The sequence below is a fragment of the Arthrobacter sp. TmtSoilC77 genome (assembly GCF_059739415.1).
Genome location: NZ_AP046050.1, coordinates 483,597 through 507,284, shown reverse-complemented (window position 1 = coordinate 507,284; position 23,688 = coordinate 483,597). Strand labels below are relative to the sequence as shown.

Genomic DNA, 23,688 nt, shown 5'->3' with positions numbered 1-23,688 from the left:
CCTACTTGGCGGGCGAGTAGTTATAGATGGACGGAACGGCCTGCTGTACTTGCGGGGTGACGTTCACTTTGTCGTTGTGGTAGTACATCTGGTTCACGCGGAAGAGCGGGGCGAACCATGCCTGTTCCACAACGTACTTGTTGACTTCCTGGGCCAGCTTGCCGGCCTCTTCGCCACCGGTGCGCACAGCCTGGATCTTCGCCTCGAGTTCAGGTGTGGTGGTCTTGAAGGGGTTGTACAACGCCTTGGTGGAGACGATCTGGTCGATCGCAACGGTAGGTTCACCCTGGAAGAGGTTGAAGAAGAGCGCCTGGTACTTCTGTGCCGCGACGTCAGCGGTGAACGTGTTGGTGATGGCCGCGCCCGGTTTCAGGGTGATTCCAACGTCCGCGAGCTGTTGCTGCATGACAGAGATAAGGGTTTCAGCTCCGGGCAGGGTGGGAACGTCAAGGGTTACCTTGCCCTCGAAGCCGGAGTCCTTCAACAGTTGCTTGGCCTTGGCGGGATCGTAGCTGTAGTAGTTCTCCAGCTCCTCCGTCCAGGCGCCGCTTTCCTTGCCGAACGGCTGCGAAGTAGGCGTGCCTTGGCCCAGCATTACCTGTTCCAGAATGGTCTTGCGGTCGAATGCATAGTTGATAGCCTGGCGGACCTTGACGTTGGCAAGTGCGGGGTTCTTTGTGCCGTCCCGATCCAGAAGAAGCAAACCGGACCAGTCAACCTGGTTGGTTTCGAGTTTCATCTTGGCACCCTCTGCCTGCTTGCCGTTCTTGGGATCCAGGAGCGTGGCATCGATCTGGCCGGAAACCAGGGCGTTGGTGCGGGCCGTGGGATCGGTGAGGATCTTCAGGGTCAGCTTCTTGTACTTCTGCAGGTCCTTGTTCCAGTATCCCTCGCGGGCGGTGAAGACCGTCTGGGAATCTTTCACCGAGGCCGCTTTGTCCATCACGTACGGTCCGGAACCAACGGGTACGGTCTTGATCGCATCAGTGCCGAGCGCTGCGGGGCTGCCCATCAGGCCGGCGGCTTGGCTCAGGAAATACTCCAAGGCCGGCTCTGGAGCGCTGAGGTTGATGTCGATGGTGTCCTCGTCCACCACGGCGATGTCCGATACCGATCCGAGCTGGGCCATCTGCGGGCCGTTGGCCTTCTTGAAGTGGTCCAGGTTGGCCTTGGCTGCTGTGGCGTCGAACTTGGCGCCATCGCTGAACGTGACGTCCTTCCGGAGGTCCACGGTGAGCTTGGTATTGGTGTCGTTGTACTTCCAGGCGGTGGCCAGCATGGGGCTGAGCTTGCCGTCCGGTTCGCGCAGGATCAGGGAGTCATAGGCTGCCTGGTACGGCTGTAGTGCGTGGCCGACGTGAGCCTGGGCAGGATCCCACGAAGTGATGTCACGGAGCGTGCCCAGCGTCAAGGCCGTGATGGATTTTCCGCCACCGGCGTTTGAACCAGCTCCGGCTCCTCCGCCGCCACATGCGGTGAGCGCCAGGGAGGCGCTGAGTACGAGGGCGGCTGCTGCCGCCTTTGGACCTAACTTCATTGTCGGCTCCTAATGAGTCTTTGGCCTGACGCGAATCAGAACGAAGGTTGTGGCGTGGACCACATTTTTATCGGTGTGGGACTTACATTACGGAAGGAATCCCAGCTTGGCAACCGATTGTCAAAAGTTTCTGAAAATGTTGCCAAGTTGCCAGGATGTTGGACTCGGTTCCCTGAATTGGAGGCGAAAATGGCCGGAAACTTCGGGCCGGAATCGCCGGCAGACCCGGCTGCGGTTCAGCTCACCAGCTCCAACTGGTCCGGATAGCTCTGCGCATAGATGTCCTTGACGATCCGGAGCGACTTGGCTGCCTCTGCCGGACTTATCCAGAAAGGCCCCTCGTCCTCGAGCCCGGTGTAAAAGTCTTTGATCAGCAACTCATGCGAGACGCCCCAATAGGACCTGCCGCCCGTTTCCGCCACCCGCTCCGGGATGACATCCACGGTGCCGTCGTCGTAAGTCACCGTGAGGTCGCCGCGCAGGCTGAGCGTCGCCTTTTCGGTCACGATGTCCAACGAGACCGGCGCATTGACCGCATTGGCCAAAGTTGCATAGAAGACACTCCGCGCGCCGTTTACGTGCTCGGCAACAAACTCCGCGGTGTCTTCCACCTCAATCACGCCGGCCAGCGATCGCGTCGAGGCCCGGCCTTCCACCTTGGCAACATCGCCAACCAGCCATTGAAGCAAATCGACAGTATGGATTGCCTGGTTCATCATCAGGCCACCCCCACCCTCCAGCCAGGTGCCGCGCCAAGGCCGGTCGCGGTAGTAGTCGCCGTTCCGGTGCCACATGACTGTGGCCGATGCGCCGATTACCCGACCCAGCCCCCCGCCGTCGAGCATTTTCCGCATTGCCTGGGACGTCGCGTTGTAGCGGTTCTGGAAGCAGACGGCGATCTTAGCCGGGCTCCGTTCAGCCGCATCAATGAGCCGCTTCCCCTCTGCAAGCGTGTGCGCGAGTGGCTTCTCGACGATCACATTGACGCCGCGCTCCAGGCAATCGGCTGCCAGTGAGGCATGGAGGTGGTGTGGGGTACAAAGATGTACGACGTCGGGACGCGCCTTCTCCAGCATGTCCAGATAGTCCGTGTACCCCGGCACGTTGTGGGCGCCTGCTGCCCCTTGCAACCGCCCGGGATCGGTATCGCAGACACCGACCAACTGGACGTCGTCCATGGTTGAGATCGCCGAAAAGTGGATCGTTGAGATGTCACCGCAACCGATGACTGCCGCTGTAGGCATTTCCTGCTCCTTTGAAGGATGGTGCTGGTGCGTTGCGGCCGAGCCGGCTGTCAGGCCAGTTCGACGCCATTCCTGGCTGCCAGGCTCGCGAAAGCCCTCGCAGCAATGCCGAAGGCTACGGGTCCGGAGTACCCACCCAGCTCGTGGGCGTTGGCGAGGTGCGGCTCCAAGGAGGCGAAGCCTGTGAAGCCGTCGGCCTTGAGTGCGGCAATGGTGGCATCCAGTTCGCCGTCACCCTGCCCGGCAGGAACCACCTCACCCGTATCGGCCAAGGCATCCTTTACCTGCAAGTACTCAAGGTACGGACGCAGCATCGCATAGCCCTCGGTGTAAGGCTTGACGCCTACCTGTACGAAGTTGGCGTTATCCCACGCCACCCGGAGCGCCGGGGACGCCACAGTCTCCATGATGTCCAGCACCCTCTCGGGCGTATCGCCGTAGATGCCCTTTTCGTTTTCGTGGAGCAGGACGATTCCACTGGCTTCGGCCTCGGCAGCCAATGCCCTCATGCGTTCCATGACGGCATCCCGGATTTCTTCCTGGCTCTGGCCTTCGGCGCGGTAGAAGGAGAAGATCCGGACGTACTTGGCGTCAAGGCCCTTGGCCACTGAGATGATCTGGCGGAGTCGATTGACCTCATGCTCCACGGGAAGGCTGACGTCCACCTTGCCTATGGGGCTGGCAACGGCAGAGACTTTGAGGCCTCTTTCGTCAAAAATCCCTTTGAGCCGCTCCACTGCTTCCTTTTCCAGCTCGGACACGTTCACGTCCCAGGCGCTGCGGACTTCGATATGGCTGGCGCCGAGGGCCAGGAGTGCAGCGGCCTGGATTGCGGGATCGGGGTCTATCTCATCGCCGAAACCGGACAGGCTCCACACGGCATTGGGTTGAGTCACGAAATCTCCTAGATATTGCCTGTGGCGGCTGGTTCCGCGCGGCGCCGCAAGGGTGCGGTGACACAGTTCACAGGCGGTGCTGTTCCCTGAGTTTAGCCAACTTGGCATCCTCATGACAACCGATTGCCACAATCTGCCATGCTGTGGCATTCTTGATAAACGGTGTGGCAGCAATCACAGCCGGATGACCCGTTGTTCAGAGAGGAACACCCATGGCGACACAACCCGTGGCATCAGACCGGCCCGCCACCATCCATGACATTGCCGCCCTGTGCGGAGTCGCTGCATCTACTGTGTCCCGGGCGCTCACCAACCCGGACCGCGTCAATATCCGCACCCGGCAACGGATCCAAGCTGCCGCCGTCGAACTTAATTACACGCCGAACTCCCAAGCAAAGGCACTGAGCTCCGGCCGGACCGGAGCAGTTGGGGTGCTGGTGCCCGATATCACCAACCCGTTCTACTTCGACCTCATCCGCGGAACGCAGCTGCAACTCAAGGCTGCAGGGTACACACAGTTACTCGTGGACACCGAGGAATCCGATGAAGTTGAGGCCAGCACCCTGGAGCAGCTGCGCAAGAGCGCTGACGGCGTGATCGTTGCAGCCTCCCGCTTGAATGACGAGTCCCTCGCCGCTGCTGCCGCCAAGATGCCCATGGTCACCGTGAACCGTGACGTCGTCGGCGTTCCTGCCGTCATCATCGATACCCCATCCGCCATGCCGCAGGCGCTGGACCACCTTATTTCCCTGGGGCACACATCCGTGGCCTACGTAGCCGGGCCGGTAGTCTCGCAGTCGAGCGCCCGGCGCTGGGCCTCGCTGTCCGCAGCGGCCGAGGACCGTGGGGTGGATGTTCGCAGCCTAGGCCCCTTTGCTCCAAAGACGCAGTCCGGCGCTGCCGCTGCCGATGCCGCTGTCCACAGTGGAGTGACTGCCTGCATTGTCTTCAACGACCTCATAGCAATCGGCATGCTGCAGCGGCTTCGCGAACGCGGCCTGCGCGTGCCCGAAGATATGAGCATCGTGGGTTGCGACGACATCTTTGGTGCCGACTTCTGCAACCCACCTCTGACGACCATGAGCTCACCCATCGAGCAAGCCGGCCGGGTGGCGGTGTCCATGCTGCTGGCCCAACTGAACCCCTTGGCAGGAGGTGGCAACCGCAGCCGCTCCGTCATGCCCACCCATCTCACCGTCCGCGGCTCCACAGGTCCGGTCTCGTCCGGCTAGGTCGGAGGTTTTAGGGAACGTTCTCTCACATCCTGCCGCCCTTGACGGATCGTTCTCTCACATCCTGCCGCCCTTTAGGGATCGTTCTCTCACATCCCGCCGCCCTTTAGGGATCGTTCTCTCACATCCCGCCGCCCTTTTAAGGATCGTTCTCTCACATCCTGCCGCCCTTGACGGATCGTTCTCTCACATCCCGCCGCCCCACAGGCAACGTTCTCTCACATCCCGCCGGCCCACAGGCAACGTTCTCTCACATCCCGCCGGCCCACAGGCAACGTTCTCTCACATCCCGCCGCCCTACAGGCAACGTTCTCTCACATCCTGCACGTCGGCACTCAACGCGTTTGTCCCACGTCGGGCCGTGCGGCCGTAAGGTTTTCGTGGGACTGCGTGATGGGAGCTCCGCGTCGAAGCCCGGTGCTATGTGCGAGCGCATCGGCCAAAAGCACGTTTGATGTGAGAGAACGACCGCCAAAAACCTATTGGATATGCGAGAGGAAATGCGGGGCTATTTCCACCACGTGTCGAAGATGGTGACCGGCACTGTGCGCTTGTGGCGCGTGCGGAGATACTTCTGCTCAATGATTTCCGCAACGCCGTCGGAAACTTCGCGGCCTTCAAGGTAGTCGTCGATTTGGTCGTACGTGACTCCGAGCTCGTCTTCATCGGTACGGCCTGGTTTGTCGTCCAGCAGGTCAGCCGTGGGCACCTTCTGCCAAAGTCGCGCGGAAGCGCCCAACTCGGCCAGGAGTTCGCGGTTCTGGCGTTTGTTCAGACCGAACAGCGGCAGGATGTCCGCACCGCCGTCGCCATATTTAGTGAAGAAGCCCGTGACGGACTCGGCGCCGTGGTCTGTGCCGATCACCAGATAGTTGTGTTCGCCGGCGATTGCGTACTGGGCAACCATGCGTGCGCGGGCCTTGGTGTTGCCTTTGTGAAAGTCGGAGATTTCAGCGCCAGTGGTTTTCTCGAACTCTTCCTCGAATCCGTCCACGGCGCGGGAGATGTTGAAGGTCCGTTCGGTTTTGGCCTTGATGAAGTCCAACGCGGCTTGGGCATCGTCTTCGTCGTGCTGAATACCGTAGGGGAGCCTGACCGCGACAAAGTTCGCGTTAACGCCTTCAGCTTCCAATTCCTCGACTGCCAGCTGTGCCAAGCGACCGGCAAGAGTGGAATCAAGCCCCCCGGAGATGCCCAGCACAAAGCCGTTTGTGCCCGTGGCTTTCACGTATTCCTTCAAGAACGTGACCCGTTTGCGGACCTCCTCTTGGGGGTTGATCCGGGGCTGGACGCCCATTTCCTCGATGATCTTGGCCTGGAGTTCGCGCATGTGTCCAACACTAGTCAGCCGCATGACAAAGGCTCAACCATATTGCGACGCGATTCGACGTCCTTTGATTCGACCTGGGCGGCCTCGGATGTGAGAGAACGATCACCGAAAAGCCGCACGATGTGAGAGAACGATCACTGAAAAGCCGCACGACGTGAGAGAACGACCGCCAAAAAGCCGCAGGACGTGAGCGAGGATCAGGCGAGGAAGCCGCGCAGCAGTGAAGCCGTTCCTTCCAGGTGTTCGATGGTGGCCCGCTCGGCGGCGGGGGCATCGCCGCGCAGGATCGCTTCGGCGATCTCGGTGTGTTGTTCGTTGGCATGTTCCAGGTTGGTGCTGAGCAAGGGGATCCGGTCCAGGAGCTCGTTGAGCCGGGACCGTGTTTCGGCCACGGCGCCTACCAGGCTTGCGGAGCCGGACAATTCGGCAATCGCGATGTGGAACCGGGCGTCGCGCGGACGGTAGCCCAGGGCAGGGGAAGCGCTGACTTCAGAGAGGCAGACCTGTAGGTGTCGGCGGGCAGCTGCGGAGAGGTCCGCTTTGGCGGCCAAAGCAGCGGCGGCAGGCTCGATGATGGACCTGAAGAGCAGGACGTCCTCCACTTCGGCGGGGTCGAGCGGTCCTTGGTCCGGCTGGCGCTGGACTGCCGTTGTGGAAACGTATGTTCCGCCGTACCGGCCGCGCTGGACTTCCAGATAGCCGGCGCTTTGCAACTCCCCCAAGGCGTCGCGAAGGGTGGCGCGGGAGACTCCCAATTGTTCGGCCAGTTCGCGTTCGGGCGGCAGTTTCTCGGCCGGAGCAAAGATCCCCAGCTTGATGGTCTGCAGGATGTGTTCGATGGTCTCTTCGAACGCGTTGCCGCCCCTGACTGGGCGCAGCATCGAGAACGACGGGCCAAACGGTGAGTCCGGCACGGCATCTCCTTCCACGGAATGCGGGCTGCGCCAACCAATGAGGCCATTCATAGGGCGCTGCTGCCTCCATGCTACCCACGCCGAGCAATAAAGGTCATCAAAGAAACCATTGGACACGCCTCGAATTGTGATCCAAGTCATCAGGTTTTTCAGAAAAGTCTTGACTCGTGGCGAATCACGCTCCAGACTTTGAAGCACACTTTGGACTGAAAACAGTCCTTTAGGATCTGATTGATCCCCCGCTCGACTTTTCCCAGAAGCATTCCTCAGACGATAGGAACACGCATGGAAACAGTGCACCAGCCGCCCGGCGGCGAGGATGAGTATTTGAAGCACCGGCGCCTCAAACGGGGTGCCGCCGGATGGGTTCTCCTCGCGGGACTTGGAGTGGCCTACGTGATCTCCGGCGATTTCGCCGGCTGGAACCTGGGCCTGGCACAAGGAGGCTGGGGCGGCCTGCTGATCGCTTTCCTTCTCATGGCCGTGATGTACACCTGCATGGTTTTCGGGCTCGCTGAGCTCTCATCAACGCTCCCGACGGCGGGGGCCGGCTATGCGTTCGCCCGCCGGGCCCTGGGACCACTCGGTGGATTCGCAACCGGCATGGCGGTCCTGATCGAATACGCGGTGGCACCGGCAGCTATTGCCACCTTCATCGGCGGCTATGTGGAGGCACTTGGTCTCTTTGGCCTCACCAACTCGTGGCCGGTCTACCTGGTCACGTACGTCATCTTCATCGGCATCCACATCCGCGGAGTCGGCGAAGCCCTCAAGATCATGTTCGCCATCACCGCGGTGGCCACCATCGCCCTGGCCGCCGCCGTCGTCGGCCTGCTTCCAAAGTTCGATTCGGCCCGGCTGTTCGATATTGTTCCCGATGGATCCGCAGGCTCCAGCGCGTTCCTGCCCATGGGTATCAGCGGCATCCTGGCTGCGCTGGTCTACGGAATCTGGTTCTTCCTTGCGGTGGAGGGCGTTCCCCTCGCGGCTGAGGAAACGTCGAATCCAAAGCGAGACATGCCCCGTGGAATCATTGTGGCCGTCATCATCCTGGTCGTTTTTGGCGCGCTGATGCTGGTTTTGGTACCCGGCGCAGCTGGCTCCCAAGCCATGAGCGAATCCGACAACCCGCTGCCTGAAGCCCTACGCATCGCCTATGGCGGCAACACCTTCCTTGCAGACTTCATCAATTACGCGGGACTGGCTGGTCTGGTGGCGAGCTTCTTCTCCATCATTTACGCCTATTCACGCCAGCTGTTTGCCCTCTCCCGGGCAGGCTACCTCCCCCGCTGGCTCTCCCTCACCGGCAAACGGCGCACCCCGTACTGGGCATTGATTGTTCCGGGCACCATTGGATTCCTCCTCGCGGCCATCACCCAGGATGGTGCCTTGCTCATCAACATCGCCGTCTTCGGCGCGACGGTTTCCTACGTCCTGCTGAACCTCTCGCACATCGTCCTTCGCAAGAAGGAACCCAACCTGGACCGCGGTTACAAGACGCCGGGCGGGATCGTCACGACGTCGATTGCCCTGGTCCTGTCCGCGGTGGCAGTCGTGGCGACGTTCGTCGTCGACGTCTTTGCCGCTTCCATTACGGCAGCGATTTTTGCCGCTGCCCTCCTTTACTACTGGCTCTACAGCCGGCACCGGATCGTGGCGGGCGCACCCGAGGAAGAGTTCGCCCAACTCGCCATGGCCGAGGCCGAGCTGAAGTAGCAGCCAGCAGAACCTGACATCCACTCACAGAACCACACTGCGGAGACATCATGAATTCCCACATCCAAGAGTCCAGCCGGAACCGGCAGCTCACCGTCGACGAACTGCGCGAAGCCGTAGCAAGGGGCGAGATCGATACTGTCATTGTCGCCATCACCGATGCGCTGGGTCGCCTCCAGGGCAAACGCTGCGGTGCGCGTTCCTTCCTTGAAGACGTCCTGGATCACGGCGCGGAGGGCTGTAACTACCTGCTCGCCGTGGATGTTGAAATGCAAACCGTGGACGGCTACGCGATGTCGTCCTGGGAGACCGGCTACGGGGACATGGTGATGCTGCCGGACGTTTCAACACTCCGGAAGGTCCCTTGGCTCGAAGGCACAGCCATCGTGCAGTGCGATGTCCTGTGGACAGACCGGACGCCCGTGGCAGCATCACCACGGCAGATCCTGAAAGCGCAGATCGAACGGCTCGAAAAGCTGGGCTACCGGGCCCACGTTGGCACCGAGCTTGAGTTCCTGATGTTCGATGACTCATACAACCAGGCCTGGCAGAAGAACTACACGGGCCTTGCGCCGTCGACGCAATACAACGTGGACTACTCGCTCCTTGCCACAGCCCGGTTGGAACCAGTGATCCGCTCCATCCGCAACAACATGGAAGCCGCGGGTCTGGTGGTCGAGTCGTCCAAGGGCGAATGCAATCTCGGCCAGCAGGAAATCACGTTCCGCTTCGATGAAGCCCTCGCGGCCTGCGATAAGCACACGTTCTACAAGAACGGCGCCAAGGAAATCGCCGACCAGCACGGCAAGAGCATCACGTTCATGTCCAAGTTCAACGAGCGTGAAGGCAACTCCTGCCACATCCACTTCAGCCTCACCGACCTGGACGGGAACCCGGTACTGGCGGGCGACGGCGAACACGGCTTCAGTCCCCTGATGGAACGCTTCGTTGCGGGTCAACTCGCCGCGCTGCGCGAACTCGCCTACTTCCTGGCGCCCAACATCAATTCCTACAAGAGATTCGTGGAAGGCAGCTTCGCCCCGACGGCGATCGCCTGGGGCCTGGACAACCGCAGCTGCGCGCTCCGCGTGGTGGGTCACGGCCGCGGCCTCCGCACCGAGAACCGCGTGGGCGGCGGCGACGTGAACCCCTACCTCGCCGTGGCTGCAATGATCGCCGCAGTCATCCATGGCATCGAGAACGATCTCCAGTTGCCGGCAATCACCAAGGGCAACGCTTACGAATCCGATGCGGAACGGCTGCCCACTACGTTGCGGGACGCGCGGGACCTCCTGGCCGAGAGCAGCATTGCCCGCAAGGCTTTCGGCGACGACGTGGTGGACCACTACGTCCACGCCGCCAACGTTGAGCTCACCGCTTACGACAGCGCCATCACAGATTGGGAGCGGGTCCGTGGCTTCGAACGTCTCTGAAACTTACGGGCAACCGTACAAGCCCAGGATCGCGCTCACCAGTTACCTTCAGGAGGCCTCCTGGGGAGTGTGGAATACGACGGCGGCAATCCTCCCGGGAACGTACGTGGAGGCAGTGGTCGCAGCCGGAGCAACACCAATCCTGCTCCCTCCGCTGGGCACCGACGAATCCGTGCTGGACCTGGTGGACGGCTTGATCGTGGTGGGAGGTCCCGACGTCGATCCTTCCCTCTACGGCGAGCCGCCGCACCCAGCTACCAAGCCGCAGCCGCTGCGGGACGCGCACGATTCCGCCCTGATCCGTGCCGCACTTGAGCGCCAACTCCCGCTGTTCGCGATCTGCCGCGGAGCGCAGCTCCTCAACGTCGTACTGGGCGGGACTTTGATCCAGCACATCCCCGACGTCATTCCAGACAGCAAGAGCCAGCCGGCACCTGGGGTTTACGGAGAAGCATCCTTCACAACTACCCCGGGCAGCCTCATCCATCACCTGCTGGGCGGCTCCGCCACCTCCCCGTGTTACCACCACCAGGCCCTGGACTCCGTGCCGGACACGCTCCGTGTAACGGCCAGGTCCGCCGATGCCTTGGTCCAGGCCGTTGAAACCACCGAAGGCGGCTGGGTTCTGGGTGTTCAGTTCCATCCGGAACAGAACCCCAACGATCTCCGGCTGTTCCGCGGGTTCGTGGAAGCTGCCGCCGGCTACCGCTCAGACCAGACCGCAACCATGAAAGCGATGTCCCCCGCATGACAGCAACAGTGTTTGATGTGATCAATCCGGCCACCGAGGAGGTCATCCAGACTGTTCCCTTGGCTGGCCAGGCAGAAACGGACGCAGCCATTGCCAAGGCAGCCGCCGCTTACGAGACGTGGCGGGCAGTTGCCCCCGCGGACCGGGCGCTGCTGCTGCGACGGTTCGCTGACGCCGTCGACAATGACCTGGAGAACCTCGCGCAACTTGAGGTGCGCAACGCGGGCCACACCATTAGCAACGCGCGATGGGAAGCGGGCAACGTCCGCGACGTCCTCAATTACTACTCGGCTGCTCCGGAACGTCATTTCGGACGGCAAATTCCCGTGGCCGGCGGGGTCAACGTGACCTTCCATGAGCCGCTGGGCGTTGTTGGCATCATTGTTCCGTGGAACTTCCCGATGCCCATTGCAGGGTGGGGATTTGCCCCCGCACTGGCCGCAGGCAACACTGTTGTGCTCAAGCCGGCGGAGGTCACGCCGCTGACAGCCATCCGCCTGGGCGAGCTGGCCCTTGAGGCCGGCATCCCCGACGGCGTCTTCCAGGTGATTCCCGGCAAGGGTTCCGTGGTGGGCCAGCGGTTCGTCACCCATCCGGCGGTCCGCAAGGTGGTTTTCACCGGTTCCACGGGCGTGGGAAAGCAGATCATGGCCGGCTGCGCCGAGCAGGTGAAGCGCGTGACGCTTGAGCTGGGCGGCAAGAGCGCCAACATCATTTTCGACGACGCCGACCTTGAGATGGCTGCGGCCGCCGCCCCCGGTGGCGCTTTCGACAACGCCGGGCAGGACTGCTGCGCACGTTCCAGGATCCTTGTGCAGCGCAGCGTCTATGAGCGCTTCCTCGAGCTGCTGGAACCAGAGGTCCTGGGCATGCGTGTCGGAGACCCCGCAGATCCGGCCACCACAATGGGTCCGCTGATTTCGGCCCAGCAGCTGGGCACGGTTTCCGCTTTCGTGCCCGACGGCGCACCGGTCGCCTTCCAGGGGAAGGCGCCGGAAGGGCCGGGCTTCTGGTTCCCGCCGACTGTACTGACCCCGGATGTAAAAGCCCCGTCATTCACCGACGAGATCTTCGGGCCGGTTGTTGCCGTGGTGCCGTTCGACGACGAAGCAGACGCCATCCGGATCGCCAACAACACGGAGTACGGCCTGTCCGGCTCGATCTGGACGTCCAAGGTGGACCGCGCATTGCGTGTAGCCCGGGGCGTCGAGTCCGGCAACCTCTCAGTGAATTCGCACTCGTCCGTCCGGTACTCCACGCCTTTTGGCGGCTTCAAGCAGTCCGGCCTTGGCCGCGAGCTTGGCCCCGACGCGCTGGATGCCTTCAGCGAAGTCAAGAACGTCTTTATTTCCACCCAGTCCGCCTGAACTTTTTCCACTTTTTCCAAGGAGAGCACCAATGCAATCAGTAGTTTCGAACCGTCTCGCAGGCCGCAGCGCAGTCATCACCGGCGGTGCCAGTGGCATCGGCCTGGCCACAGCACGCCGGATGGCCGCTGAGGGCGCCAACGTCGTCATCGCCGACATCGAACCGACGTCCGGAATCGCCGCTGCCAATGAAGTGGGCGGCCTGTTCGTCAAGGTGGACGTCACCAGCGAAGAAGAGGTGCGCAACCTCTACGCCCAGACCAAAGAGACCTACGGCAGCGTGGATATCGCCTTCAACAACGCCGGTATCTCCCCCGCGGACGACGCTTCCATCCTCGACACCGGAATCGACGCCTGGCGCAGGGTGCAGGAGGTCAACCTGACCTCCGTCTACTACTGCTGCAAGTACGCCATCCCGTACATGCAGGAGCAGGGCAAGGGCTCCATCATCAACACGGCGTCGTTCGTGGCCGTCATGGGAGCGGCAACGTCCCAGATTTCGTACAGCGCCTCCAAGGGTGGCGTGCTGTCCATGAGCCGCGAACTCGGCGTCGAATTCGCCCGTCAGGGCATCCGCATCAATGCCCTCTGCCCCGGCCCGGTGAACACTCCCCTGCTGAAGGAACTCTTCGCCAAGGACCCCGAGAAGGCAGCCCGGCGGTTGGTGCACGTGCCCCTGGGTCGCTTTGCGGAACCCGAAGAGCTGGCCGCGGCTGTCGCCTTCCTCGCCAGTGACGACGCTTCCTTCATCACAGCCTCCACGTTCCTGGTGGACGGCGGGATCTCGGGAGCTTACGTCACTCCCCTTTCGTAGGCTTTCCCAAGAACCCCGACGGCGGGTGCGGACTTCACGTGAAGCCCGCACCCGCCGTCGGACTTTAACGTTCTCTCACATCCCAACCGTCCCCACCCGATGCTCGCTCACATCCCAACCGTCCTCACGCGATGCCCGCTCACATCCCAACCGTCCCCACCCGATGCTCGCTCACATCCCAACCGTCCCCACCCGATGCCCGATCCCCAAAAAGACTATTGACGTTCCGATAGTTACCGATATATCGTTAACTATCGCCGATATTCCTTCGGCGAACCACTAACCGAAAGGATGATGCTGTTATGAAAGGCATCCACAATCACGACGAAAGCTCGTTCCCGGAACACGGTTCCGGACTTCCCGAACACGGCCATGGACGCGGCCGCTTCAATCGCGGCAAAGGGCGCCGGGGTCCCCAAGGACACGGCGGACCCGGCCGCGGGCCAGGCTTCGGCCCGGGATTCGGGCCTGGCGGATTTGGTCCCGGCGGGTTCGGCCCCGGCGGATTCGGTCCCCGCGGGTTCGGGCCGGGCGGTCCCCGTCGTAACCGAGGCGACGTCCGCGCTGCAATTCTTTCCCTGCTCGCCGAGGCTCCTTCCAACGGCTATGGACTGATCAAGACCATCGCCGAGAAGACCTCCGGAGCCTGGCGTCCCAGCCCCGGGTCCGTCTACCCCACGCTGCAGCAGCTGGTTGATGAAGAACTCATCGCAGCCGTGGGCGAGGGGCGCAGGACGGAATTCACTTTGACGGACGATGGCCGGGCCTACGTTGCAGAGCATGAAGAAGAACTTGCCAACGCCTGGAACACCGAGGCTGACGGAAACATGCAGGAGTTCCACCAAAGCATCGGGAAACTGATGGGCGTCGTCCACCAGTTCCGCGCCGCGGCAACCGACGAACAGCGCAGGGCGGCGATCGAAAAGCTCGATGAAACCCGCCGTGCGCTCTACCTGATCCTGGCCGACTGATTCCTCCAATCCACTCCCTTGACCTTGACGTAACGTCAACCATTACTGTCAAAGGACAAGCCAGGAACGCGAAGGTCGGACGGAGGACACATGGACTGGTCGATCCAGGAAATTGCCAAAATGGCAGGGACCACCAGCCGCACGCTGCGTCATTACGACGATATTGGGCTGCTCAAGCCAAGCCGGACCGGTCATAACGGCTACCGCTATTACGACGGTCCGGCCTTGGTGCAGCTCCAGCGGATCCTCCTGCTCCGGAAACTTGGACTGGGCTTGCCTGCGATTGCCGACGTGCTGGCCAGGGAGACCGACACCGTCAAGGCGTTGAGCGGCCATCTGGAATGGCTTGGGCAAGAGCAGGACCGCCTGTCGCGGCAAATCGCGTCGGTGCGGCAAACCATTGACACATTGAAAGGGGATGGAAAGTACATGGCACAGGACATGTTTGACGGCTTCGACCACACTCAATACAAGGACGAGGTAGAGGAACGCTGGGGCAAGGACGCTTACGCCACCAGTGACGCTTGGTGGCGCGGCATGAGCGCCGAAGAAAAGCAGCAATGGAAGGACCGCTCCCGCCAACTGGGTAGCGACTGGATCTCCGCTGCCACATCCGGCATCGCGCCGGATAGCGCTGAAGCACAAGAACTGGCAAGGCGCCACGTGGAATGGCTCCGCGGAATCCCAGGCACACCGTCCGCCACACCCGGTGGAGACGTGAAAGGCTACGTCACAGGCCTCGGTGAAATGTACGTTGCTGATCCTCGATTTGCCGCGAACTATGGCGGCGAGCCGGGAGCCACGTTCGTTCGCGATGCCCTGCGGGTTTACGCGGAGGAAAACCTGTAGGCAGCCAGGATGCGCCGATTCGGGTTTGGCAATAGTCTGGCCGAATGGGTACAAGCACCGTAAAGTCCAGCGAACAGGTTGACAGGCAGACACGTATTCTCGAAGCGGCCCTGGACCTCCTGTCCCGCCACGGCATTTCGGGCATCAACATGCGAGCCGTGGCGCGTGAAGCAGGCGTGGCGCTTGGGCTCGTGAACTACTACTACGAGGACAAGTCGAGCCTGATCCGCGCGGTTCTGCACCGGATCGAAGAGCACGACCTCATGCTCGTGGAGCCGGAGCCGGCATCAACCCCTGAGGAGCAACTCCGGGAGTCACTTCGGCGCGTTGCGGACCCTGATCTCCTGACTACGCCGTACCTGTCCCTCCGCCTCCACCTCTGGGCCCTCGCCCAGGCTGACGAGGACTTTGCACGGATCAACGCGGCGGCTTTTGACCGGTATCTGGTCGGGCTTGCCACACTCATAGGGAATGCCAGACCCGGGCTTTCTGCTGATGAGTGCAGGGAGCGCGCAGCAGACATCGTCGTCGTGCAAAACGGCATGTGGCTCACCACGCTCCTGGGCATAGACAAGGCTGCTATCGAGCGAGGTATTGCCCGCACGGAGCAGATCGCTTTCGCCCCTTCGCGGGGTAACGACGGTTGAACACAGGCATAGGGGATTCTGCGGCGACGGTCGCGACCGCCCTAGGCAAGCGTCCGCATAATGGGACGTTTTTGCTCGAATAATGGACACGTCCTTTAGCCTGCATGTATGGACGATAGCCGGACAACCCAAGAGGACCTTCCGCCCTTTGTTGATGCCGCATGGCTCAAGGCACACCGAACCAACGTTGTCACCGCTGATGTTCGGTGGTACCTCGACGGCACGTCGGGTCGTGCAGCGTACGACGGCGGCCACCTTCCAGGCGCGCTGTTCGTGGACCTGGATTCATGGCTGTCGGGCAGTTCGGGACCACGCGGCCTGAACCCTCTTCCCGACCCTGAAGTGTTCGCGCAGGGAATGTCTTCCCTGGGAATCGGCGACTCCACGACCGTCGTCGCCTATGACGATGCGGGAGGAGTCATCGCAGCACGGCTCGTATGGATGCTACGCGCCCTCGGGCATCGGGCGGCGCTGCTCGACGGCGGGATTGCCGCGTGGACAGAAGCGCTGGAGACGACGCCCGCCAAGCCGACGCCCGCGACTTTCACGCCGTCACCGTGGCCGAAGGAGCATCTCGCCCGGCTTGAGGACATTAAGGCAGGGGCTGCCGGGATCATCGTCGACGCTCGAAACGCCGACCGCTTCGACGGAAGCCTCCAACTGCCCACCGATCCCCAGGCCGGACACATCCCCGGCGCCGTGAACGTCCCATGCCGCGAGAACCTCGGTCCTGACGGACGCCTGCGCCCGATCACTGAGGTCCGACGAGCGTTTGCGAAGGTTGGGATCGAAGATGCGACTGCCGTTATCTCCTACTGTGGATCAGGCGTCACGGCATGCCACAACCTTCTCACCCTCGAGCATGCAGGACTCGGCCGCGGCCGCCTCTACCCAGGTGGATGGTCAGAGTACGGAGCCGAGGCTCGCCGAGCCGAGCTTGGCTGACAGACGCCGTACGAGTACCACTGGTCCACGGAAATCGCTCGTGGTTTGCGTAGCATGGGGGCTCAACGACTATTGGGGGTAGTAATGAATTTGGGTCCAGCCTTCGGAATTATGGGCATCCTGTACGCGGTCTTCATGATCGCGGTGGCCGCCCTGGCCGTGTACGCCCTGGTCTTGGCCGTCATCTTCCTACGGCTGAGGATCGCTGAGTTGAAGAGGGCAGCACGGGCCGGGGACAGCTGATTCCGCTGCGCGCTTTCGGCTTAACGTGTGCCGGAGAGCCAAGAATCGAATACTGCGAATAGCTTCCGGACCACGACGGCGCCCCTCCGGCAACGGTAGGGGCGCCGTTGTTGTGTCCGCGCCGGAATGGCAGTAGCTGTACGTGGTCATCGCCCCAAGACGCAGCCCGAAATCTTGAACATTTGTTCATACTGACTCTTGAACAGATGTTCAAGATGAACTAATCTGCATCGTATGACCCAAGCCACATTCTCCGATTCCGCATCCACTCTTTTCATCAACGGCGCGTGGGAGCCGGCCGCGTCCGGCGCGGTGCGCCAGATCCACAACCCGGCCGACGGCGAACTGGTCGCCACGGTCTCCGAGGCGGGCCGCGAAGATGCTGAGCGCGCCATCTCGGCAGCCCGTGCAGCCTTTGACTCCGGCGTATGGTCCTCTGTTCCAGCGCCCGATCGCGGTGCATTTCTGCTGAAGGTCGCCGCGGAACTGCGCGAACGCCGGGAGAAGTTCGCCCGCGCTGAATCGCTGGACACCGGCAAGCGGATCATCGAAAGCCGTATCGACATCGATGACATCGCTGCCTGCTTCGAATATTTCGGAAGGCTCGCCGGGCAGTCGGCAGGCCGCATAGTCGATGCTGGGGACAACGCCGTCGTCAGCAAAATTGTCTACGAGCCCGTTGGTGTCTGCGGCTTGATCACGCCGTGGAACTACCCGCTGCTGCAGGCTGCATGGAAGATCGCTCCCGCGTTGGCCGCTGGCTGCACCTTCGTCCTCAAACCCGCCGAGCTGACTCCATCCACGGCAATCCTTGCCATGCAGTTGCTTAAGGACCTTGGCCTGCCCGACGGCGTCGCCAACCTCCTGACAGGCCCCGGAGCCAAAGCGGGCGCACCCCTTTCAGAGCACCCTGACATTGACCTGGTCTCCTTTACCGGCGGCCTGGAAACCGGCAAACGTATCGCAGCTGCGGCCGCCGGAACCGTCAAGAAGGTCGCCCTGGAACTTGGCGGCAAGAACCCCAACGTCGTGTTTGCCGACGCGGACTTCGACGCCGCCGTCGACAATGCGTTGAACGGCGCGTTTGTGCACTCGGGCCAGGTCTGCTCTGCGGGGGCGCGGTTGGTTGTGGAGGAATCCATCGCCGAGCGTTTCGTCGACGAGTTGGTCCGCAGGGCAAAGGACATCCGCCTCGGCGGCCCCTTCGACGATGACGCCGAAACCGGACCGCTCATCTCTGCAGAGCACCGCGACAAGGTCCACGAGTACGTCCAGCGCGGCATTGAAGAAGGCGCGCGACTGCGGACCGGTGGCGCGCCGCCGGAAGGGGAGAAGTACGACGCCGGTTTCTACTACCAGCCGACCATCCTGGACCGCGTCCAACGGGGAATGTCGGTTGTGGTTGACGAAGCCTTCGGCCCGGTAGTGACCGTGGAGACCTTCCGCACCGAAGACGAAGCCGTAGCCACCGCGAACGACACCATTTACGGACTGGCCGGCGCCGTCTGGACCCAGGACGCCGGCAAGGCGCAGCGGGTAGCAGGCCGTCTGCGGCACGGCACCGTTTGGATCAACGACTACCACCCTTACCTTCCGCAGGCCGAATGGGGCGGCTTCGGCCAGTCCGGCGTCGGCCGCGAGCTCGGTCCCACCGGCCTCGCTGAATACCAGGAAGCAAAGCACATCTACCAGAACACCAACCCGCAGGTAACGGGCTGGTTCGCTGACCGCAGCAAGGAGAAATAGATGCACACCGAGAACATCGAGAAACTCAACGACCGGGGGTTCGACTACGTCGTCATTGGCGGCGGCTCGGCCGGGGCCGCTGTAGCCGCACGCCTGAGTGAGGATCCTTCCGTTTCCGTGGCACTTGTTGAAGCCGGTCCGGATGACCGCGGCCTCCCCGAGATTCTGCAGCTTGACCGCTGGATGGAACTGCTGGAGTCGGGATATGACTGGGACTACCCGGTGGAACCGCAGGAGAACGGCAACTCCTTCATGCGCCACGCCCGGGCCAAGGTCATGGGCGGCTGCTCCAGCCATAACTCCTGCATCGCTTTCTGGGCCCCGCGCGAAGACCTGGACGAGTGGGAGTCAAAGTACGGCGCCACCGGCTGGAACGCCGCCGCGGCCTGGCCGTTGTACCAGCGGCTGGAAACCAATGAGGATGCAGGCCCGGACGCTCCCCACCATGGCGACTCGGGGCCCGTGCACCTGATGAACGTTCCCCCGGCGGATCCCACCGGCGTCGCGCTCCTTGATGCCTGCGAGCAGGCCGGCATCCCCCGCGCTAAGTTCAATGACGGCAGCACTGTGATCAACGGGGCAAATTTCTTCCAGATCAACCGCCGTGCGGACGGGACGCGTTCCTCCAGCTCCGTCTCCTACATCCACCCCATCATCGAACGCGAAAACTTCACGCTGCTGACCGGCCTGCGGGCGCGCCAACTGGTGTTCGACGCGGACAAGCGCTGCACCGGCGTCGACGTCGTTGACTCGGCTTTCGGCCGGACCCACCGGCTCACAGCGCATCGCGAGGTGATCCTCTCAACCGGAGCCATCGACTCGCCCAAGCTCCTCATGCTGTCCGGCATCGGCCCGGCCGCGCATCTGGCCGCACACGGCATCGACGTGGTGGTCGATTCCCCCGGCGTCGGCGAGCACCTCCAGGACCACCCGGAAGGCGTTGTCCAGTTCGAGGCCAAGCAGCCCATGGTGCAGACCTCCACCCAGTGGTGGGAGATTGGCATCTTCACCCCCACTGAAGAGGGCTTGGATCGTCCGGACCTGATGATGCATTACGGCTCTGTCCCGTTCGACATGAACACCCTTCGGCACGGCTACCCCACCACGGAAAATGGCTTCAGCCTCACCCCGAACGTCACCCACGCCCGTTCCCGCGGAACCGTCCGGCTGCGCAGCCGGGACTTCCGCGACAAGCCGATGGTGGACCCCCGTTACTTCACGGATCCGGAGGGCCACGACATGCGGGTCATGGTTGCCGGCATCCGCAAGGCACGGGAAATCGCTGCGCAGCCTGCCATGGCCGAGTGGGCCGGCCGGGAGCTCTCCCCTGGTATCGAGGCACAGACGGACGAGGAACTGCAGGATTACATCCGCAAAACGCACAACACGGTGTACCACCCGGTCGGTACTGTCCGGATGGGTCCCGTGGACGATGACATGTCACCGCTGGATCCCGAGTTGCGGGTCAAGGGCGTTACCGGCCTTCGCGTTGCCGACGCCTCCGTCATGCCGGAACACGTCACTGTCAACCCCAACATCACCGTCATGATGATTGGTGAGCGGTGCGCGGACCTCATCAAGGCCAGCCGGACGGTTGAATCAACGACGGCGGAGGCGGACTTCAGCTTGACCCCCGCCTGAGGCGCGATTGCCAGTGAAAGCACCGGTGGAGGGTGCGTTCAGCGCCCCCACCGGCGTTTTCCATGCCCACGTTTCAGCGCCCGCGAGCACTTACGCCTTGAATGGGCGCCCGCATTATCTTGAACATTTGTTCATAGACAAGTCTTGAACGCCTGTTCAATCTGAACTAACCTCTTCTTATGACCCACGCCACACCTATACGGTCGCGGCTTGGCGGGCAGGCCTGGACTTCGACCACCTCGAAGGCCCAGCCAGCCCCGTTACAACCATGGGGGAACAGCCGGAGGCACATAGTGGTGCCCGGCCTATTGATTTCGACTGCGACCAATGGCGGCCGCAGGTCATCACCATTCGGTGCACGTCTGAGTTAGGAGTTCGAATGTCAGAACCCAGCAAATTAGGACCCTGCAAGAGCGATGCAAGCGGCATGGACGAGTTTGGCTATGCGCAAACCCTTGACCGCAGCATCGGTAAGTTCGCCAGCTTCGCCGCCGGCGTCAGCTACATCTCCATCCTCACCGGCGTTTTTCAACTCTTTTACTTCGGCTTTTCCACGGCTGGGCCTGCCTATGCGTGGTCATGGCCCATCGTCTTCGTCGGCCAGCTGATGGTGGCACTGTGCTTTGCGGAACTGGCCGGCCGCTACCCGGTGGCTGGATCTGTCTACAACTGGGCCAAACGGCTCTCAAGCGGAACATGGGCCTGGCTGGCGGGCTGGTTGCTCCTGCTTTCCTCGATCATGGCGCTGGGATCAGTTGCCTTGGCCCTTCAAATTACCCTGCCGCAGATCTGGAGCGGCTTCCAGCTCGTGGGCGATGGAACCGGGCCTTACGACTTCGCCGTCAACGGCGTCATCCTTGCCAGCATCATGATCGGCATTTCCACACTCATCAACGCTTTCGGTGTGAAACTCATGACCATGATCAACAGCGTGGGCGTATTCGTGGAGCTGGTTGCGGCCGTCCTGCTGATAGCGGCGCTGATTTGGCATTCAGTGCGCGGACCGGAAGTCCTCCTGGATACGGCCGGATTCGGCGAAGAACATCCCCTGGGCTTCTTCGGGGTGTTCATGATTGCCGCCATGGCCTCCGGCTACGTCATGTACGGGTTCGACACCGCAAGCTCCCTGGGCGAGGAAACCAAGGACCCCAAGCGCACGGCTCCCAAGGCTATCCTGCGTGCCGTTACGGCGTCCTTCCTCTTGGGAGGCCTGCTCCTGCTTGGCGGAATCCTAGCTGCGCCGGATCTGTCCGATCCCAAGCTGGGAGCTGCAGATGGCGGACTCCAGTACATCGTTCTTTCGGTGCTGGGAGGCCCGTTCGGCAAGGCCTTCCTGGTTTGCATCGTGGTGGCCGTAGTGGTCTGCACACTGGCCGTGCATGCAGCAGCTATCCGCATGATGTTCGCCATGGCCAGGGACAACAACCTTCCCTTCAGCCGCCAGCTCAGCAAAGTGCACCCCACGCGGAAAACCCCCACAGTGGCCGCCATCGTCATCGGTGCAGTGGCAGTGATCCCGCTGATCGTCAACATCTCCCAGCCGGCCATCTTCACCATTCTTTCCAGCATCAGCATCGTCCTGATCTACCTCTCCTACCTGCTGGTCACCGTTCCGATGCTGCGGCGCCGGTTCCTTAAGAAGTGGCCCCTGAAGGACGACGGATCAGAACCGGGATTCAGCCTCGGCAAATGGGGCCTGCCCGTGAACATCCTGGCAGTGCTCTGGGGCGGCGCGATGACGGTGAACCTGATCTGGCCACGGCCGGAGATCTACAACTCGGTACCGCCCTTCGAGTGGTACCTGCAGTGGGGCGGCGTCATGTTCGTTGCTGCGGTGATCATCGGCGGAACGCTCCTTTACCGCCTCCGTATCAGGCACCGGACAGGGGTTTTGGCCGAGCACGCCGCTGCGGCTCCCTCCCCCGAACCAGCCTCCGCTCAGCCAAACTCCGCCGAGCCAAACTCCGCCGAGCCAAATTCCCCCGAACCTGTCCAGGTCCTAACCCAAAGTTGATAGCAGTCTGACACTGAGGGCATCTCTTCGCTTGCGTTCCACGAGCGAAGAGATGCCCTCAGTGTCGTTCTAGACGAATGCCGACTTTCCCGTTACGGCCCTGGCCACGATCATGGAGTTGATCTCGTAGCTGCCCTCGTAGGTGTACAGGATTTCGGCGTCGCCGAAGAGCTTTCCCATCTCGTAATCCGTGGTGATGCCGTTTCCTCCCATCAGGGACCGGCCCATAGCCACGGACGAGCGCGCCAAACGCGTTGTGGTCGCCTTGCACATCGCGGCCTGCACCATTTCCAGCTTTCCCGCCTGCTGGATGCGGGCCAGTTCCACCATCAAGGACAGTGAGGCATTGGCGTTGCCCAGGATGTCCGCGAGTTGCTGCTGGATGAGCTGGAACCGGGCCAATTCCTTGCCGAACTGTTTACGTTCCAAGGCGTAGGACCTGGCAATATCGAAGGCCGCCAATTGGATGCCCGCAGCCTGCCACCCCACCCAGGCCCGCGAGTCCCGCAGCAGGTCATTGGCCCGGGAGAATGCCGTGGCGCCGGGCAGCAGGTTATCCGCAGGAATCCGGACGTCGTCCAGCGTGATGTCCGCATTCTGCATGATGCGGAGGCCGATCTTGTTGGTGATCTTGGTGGCCGAGTATCCTGCCCGGTCCGTCTCCACAATGAAGCCCTTGATCTGGTGATCAGACACGTCACGGGCCCACACCAAGGCGAAGTCGGCGATTGTCCCCGCTCCGATCCAGCGCTTGGCACCGTTGATGACCCATTCACCGCCGTCGCGCCGCGCCGTCGTCGAGAGTCCTCCGGCGATGTCCGAACCGTGGTCCGGTTCCGTGAGCGCGAAGGCGCCCAACTGTGTGAAGGCCTCCAGCCCGGGCAGCCACTTCCGCTTTTGTTCGGGAGAGCCGAGTTCATGGATCATGCCGACAATGAGTTCGTTATGGATCCCCACGAGCGCGGACAGCGACACGTCTGCCCGGGCAATCTCGGTGTACATGAGGCCCTTGAACAGCTTGGAGGAGCCGTCGGTCTGCAGCCCGCCGAGCCCGTATTTTGCCATTTCGGCCAGGAGCCCGAACGGGAACTCTTCGCGGTTCCAATATTCGATGCTGGCAGCGCGGATCCGCGTTTGGAGGAACTCCCGCACCTCCGCGTACCGCGCCTGCTCCCCCGCAGGAAGCAGGTCCACTACATGCATCAGGTCCGCCTCCGGATAAGGAGGGAGGACTTTCCGTGTCGGTTCGCCGCTGGTAACGGTGCCGGCAGCTGCTTTTTCGTCGAGCATTTGACCCCTTCGTCATGTCCAACGCAGGCTCTTCCAAACCCTTGGATGTCCTAGTATATTGCAAGGTGATGTGGACCACTAGGCGGGGTGCTCCGGCGACGGCGCCGA

General features: G+C 62.1%; 20 protein-coding genes. 14 read left to right on the top strand and 6 right to left on the bottom strand.

The genetic code is table 11. The features are described from left to right. Position 1: 1 nt before the first annotated feature. From AC6I99_RS02475 to AC6I99_RS02465, 3 genes are all read right to left on the bottom strand, one after another. Positions 2-1,537 carry an ABC transporter substrate-binding protein gene (locus AC6I99_RS02475; RefSeq protein WP_224093979.1) on the bottom strand — a complete coding sequence of 512 codons (1,536 nt, stop codon included), beginning with the start codon at positions 1,535-1,537 and terminating at the stop codon, positions 2-4. A gap of 236 nt (positions 1,538-1,773) precedes the next feature. Further along, positions 1,774-2,781 carry a Gfo/Idh/MocA family protein gene (locus tag AC6I99_RS02470; protein ID WP_497946811.1) on the bottom strand — a complete coding sequence of 336 codons (1,008 nt, stop codon included), beginning with the start codon at positions 2,779-2,781 and terminating at the stop codon, positions 1,774-1,776. A 50-nt stretch (positions 2,782-2,831) separates the two neighbouring features. Next, positions 2,832-3,677, bottom strand: coding sequence for a sugar phosphate isomerase/epimerase family protein (locus AC6I99_RS02465; protein ID WP_497946812.1), 846 nt, complete (start codon positions 3,675-3,677; stop codon positions 2,832-2,834). A 212-nt stretch (positions 3,678-3,889) separates the two neighbouring features. On the opposite strand from AC6I99_RS02465, the gene AC6I99_RS02460 reads away from it, so the two are divergent. Further along, positions 3,890-4,909 (top strand): LacI family DNA-binding transcriptional regulator, encoded by a 1,020-nt coding sequence (locus tag AC6I99_RS02460; RefSeq protein WP_309929571.1) that lies wholly within the window; start codon positions 3,890-3,892, stop codon positions 4,907-4,909. 508 nt (positions 4,910-5,417) lie between these two features. Here the strand turns inward: AC6I99_RS02460 and nadE are convergent. Continuing rightward, on the bottom strand, positions 5,418-6,239 hold the full coding sequence (nadE, locus tag AC6I99_RS02455) for an NAD(+) synthase (protein WP_497946814.1): 822 nt from the start codon (positions 6,237-6,239) through the stop codon (positions 5,418-5,420). 197 nt (positions 6,240-6,436) lie between these two features. Then, positions 6,437-7,153 carry a FadR/GntR family transcriptional regulator gene (locus AC6I99_RS02450; protein ID WP_497946815.1) on the bottom strand — a complete coding sequence of 239 codons (717 nt, stop codon included), beginning with the start codon at positions 7,151-7,153 and terminating at the stop codon, positions 6,437-6,439. Positions 7,154-7,438: 285 nt separating this feature from the next. Here AC6I99_RS02450 and eat point away from each other — a divergent pair, with 285 nt between their 5' ends. The 13 genes from eat (at position 7,439) to AC6I99_RS02385 (ending at position 22,290) form a co-directional block, all read left to right on the top strand. Further along, entirely contained in the window at positions 7,439-8,869 is a 1,431-nt protein-coding gene (gene eat / locus AC6I99_RS02445; RefSeq protein ID WP_497946816.1) for an ethanolamine permease, read from the top strand. Between the two features lie 50 nt (positions 8,870-8,919). Continuing rightward, positions 8,920-10,302: a glutamine synthetase family protein gene (locus tag AC6I99_RS02440; RefSeq protein ID WP_497946817.1), complete on the top strand. Its 1,383-nt coding sequence runs from the start codon at positions 8,920-8,922 to the stop codon at positions 10,300-10,302. After that, positions 10,283-11,053, top strand: a complete 771-nt coding sequence (locus tag AC6I99_RS02435) for a gamma-glutamyl-gamma-aminobutyrate hydrolase family protein (protein WP_497960114.1) — start codon at positions 10,283-10,285, stop codon at positions 11,051-11,053. Before AC6I99_RS02440 ends, AC6I99_RS02435 begins: the two co-directional genes overlap by 20 nt. Continuing rightward, positions 11,050-12,420 carry an aldehyde dehydrogenase family protein gene (locus tag AC6I99_RS02430; protein WP_497960113.1) on the top strand — a complete coding sequence of 457 codons (1,371 nt, stop codon included), beginning with the start codon at positions 11,050-11,052 and terminating at the stop codon, positions 12,418-12,420. Before AC6I99_RS02435 ends, AC6I99_RS02430 begins: the two co-directional genes overlap by 4 nt. A 31-nt stretch (positions 12,421-12,451) precedes the next feature. Further along, positions 12,452-13,234, top strand: a complete 783-nt coding sequence (locus AC6I99_RS02425; RefSeq protein WP_224093969.1) for a 3-oxoacyl-ACP reductase — start codon at positions 12,452-12,454, stop codon at positions 13,232-13,234. Between the two features lie 302 nt (positions 13,235-13,536). After that, complete coding sequence (locus AC6I99_RS02420) at positions 13,537-14,205, top strand: PadR family transcriptional regulator (RefSeq protein ID WP_497960111.1); 669 nt, start codon at positions 13,537-13,539, stop codon at positions 14,203-14,205. Between the two features lie 90 nt (positions 14,206-14,295). Continuing rightward, on the top strand, positions 14,296-15,054 hold the full coding sequence (locus AC6I99_RS02415; RefSeq protein WP_497960108.1) for a MerR family transcriptional regulator: 759 nt from the start codon (positions 14,296-14,298) through the stop codon (positions 15,052-15,054). 44 nt (positions 15,055-15,098) lie between these two features. Further along, complete coding sequence (locus AC6I99_RS02410; protein ID WP_497960107.1) at positions 15,099-15,701, top strand: TetR/AcrR family transcriptional regulator; 603 nt, start codon at positions 15,099-15,101, stop codon at positions 15,699-15,701. A 108-nt stretch (positions 15,702-15,809) separates the two neighbouring features. Continuing rightward, positions 15,810-16,646 carry a sulfurtransferase gene (locus AC6I99_RS02405; protein WP_497960106.1) on the top strand — a complete coding sequence of 279 codons (837 nt, stop codon included), beginning with the start codon at positions 15,810-15,812 and terminating at the stop codon, positions 16,644-16,646. 84 nt (positions 16,647-16,730) lie between these two features. Then, positions 16,731-16,889, top strand: a complete 159-nt coding sequence (locus AC6I99_RS02400; RefSeq protein WP_497960104.1) for a hypothetical protein — start codon at positions 16,731-16,733, stop codon at positions 16,887-16,889. A gap of 234 nt (positions 16,890-17,123) precedes the next feature. Next, entirely contained in the window at positions 17,124-18,635 is a 1,512-nt protein-coding gene (locus tag AC6I99_RS02395; RefSeq protein ID WP_497960101.1) for an aldehyde dehydrogenase family protein, read from the top strand. Further along, entirely contained in the window at positions 18,636-20,276 is a 1,641-nt protein-coding gene (locus AC6I99_RS02390; RefSeq protein ID WP_497960100.1) for a GMC family oxidoreductase, read from the top strand. Positions 20,277-20,655: 379 nt separating this feature from the next. Further along, positions 20,656-22,290, top strand: a complete 1,635-nt coding sequence (locus tag AC6I99_RS02385) for an APC family permease (RefSeq protein WP_224166204.1) — start codon at positions 20,656-20,658, stop codon at positions 22,288-22,290. Between the two features lie 69 nt (positions 22,291-22,359). On the opposite strand, the gene AC6I99_RS02380 is transcribed toward AC6I99_RS02385, so the two are convergent. After that, on the bottom strand, positions 22,360-23,580 hold the full coding sequence (locus AC6I99_RS02380) for an acyl-CoA dehydrogenase family protein (protein WP_497960096.1): 1,221 nt from the start codon (positions 23,578-23,580) through the stop codon (positions 22,360-22,362). Between the last annotated feature and the right edge of the window lie 108 nt (positions 23,581-23,688).

Coding starts and splice junctions, on each gene's coding strand:
- AC6I99_RS02430 (WP_497960113.1), top strand. CDS start 11,050: ATGACAGCAACAGTGTTTGATGTGATCAATCCGGCCACCGAGGAGGTC.
- AC6I99_RS02410 (WP_497960107.1), top strand. CDS start 15,099: ATGGGTACAAGCACCGTAAAGTCCAGCGAACAGGTTGACAGGCAGACA.
- nadE (WP_497946814.1), bottom strand. CDS start 6,239: ATGCGCGAACTCCAGGCCAAGATCATCGAGGAAATGGGCGTCCAGCCC.
- AC6I99_RS02425 (WP_224093969.1), top strand. CDS start 12,452: ATGCAATCAGTAGTTTCGAACCGTCTCGCAGGCCGCAGCGCAGTCATC.
- AC6I99_RS02420 (WP_497960111.1), top strand. CDS start 13,537: ATGAAAGGCATCCACAATCACGACGAAAGCTCGTTCCCGGAACACGGT.
- eat (WP_497946816.1), top strand. CDS start 7,439: ATGGAAACAGTGCACCAGCCGCCCGGCGGCGAGGATGAGTATTTGAAG.
- AC6I99_RS02390 (WP_497960100.1), top strand. CDS start 18,636: ATGCACACCGAGAACATCGAGAAACTCAACGACCGGGGGTTCGACTAC.
- AC6I99_RS02440 (WP_497946817.1), top strand. CDS start 8,920: ATGAATTCCCACATCCAAGAGTCCAGCCGGAACCGGCAGCTCACCGTC.
- AC6I99_RS02460 (WP_309929571.1), top strand. CDS start 3,890: ATGGCGACACAACCCGTGGCATCAGACCGGCCCGCCACCATCCATGAC.
- AC6I99_RS02415 (WP_497960108.1), top strand. CDS start 14,296: ATGGACTGGTCGATCCAGGAAATTGCCAAAATGGCAGGGACCACCAGC.
- AC6I99_RS02405 (WP_497960106.1), top strand. CDS start 15,810: ATGGACGATAGCCGGACAACCCAAGAGGACCTTCCGCCCTTTGTTGAT.
- AC6I99_RS02395 (WP_497960101.1), top strand. CDS start 17,124: ATGACCCAAGCCACATTCTCCGATTCCGCATCCACTCTTTTCATCAAC.
- AC6I99_RS02475 (WP_224093979.1), bottom strand. CDS start 1,537: ATGAAGTTAGGTCCAAAGGCGGCAGCAGCCGCCCTCGTACTCAGCGCC.
- AC6I99_RS02385 (WP_224166204.1), top strand. CDS start 20,656: ATGTCAGAACCCAGCAAATTAGGACCCTGCAAGAGCGATGCAAGCGGC.
- AC6I99_RS02470 (WP_497946811.1), bottom strand. CDS start 2,781: ATGCCTACAGCGGCAGTCATCGGTTGCGGTGACATCTCAACGATCCAC.
- AC6I99_RS02380 (WP_497960096.1), bottom strand. CDS start 23,580: ATGCTCGACGAAAAAGCAGCTGCCGGCACCGTTACCAGCGGCGAACCG.
- AC6I99_RS02400 (WP_497960104.1), top strand. CDS start 16,731: ATGAATTTGGGTCCAGCCTTCGGAATTATGGGCATCCTGTACGCGGTC.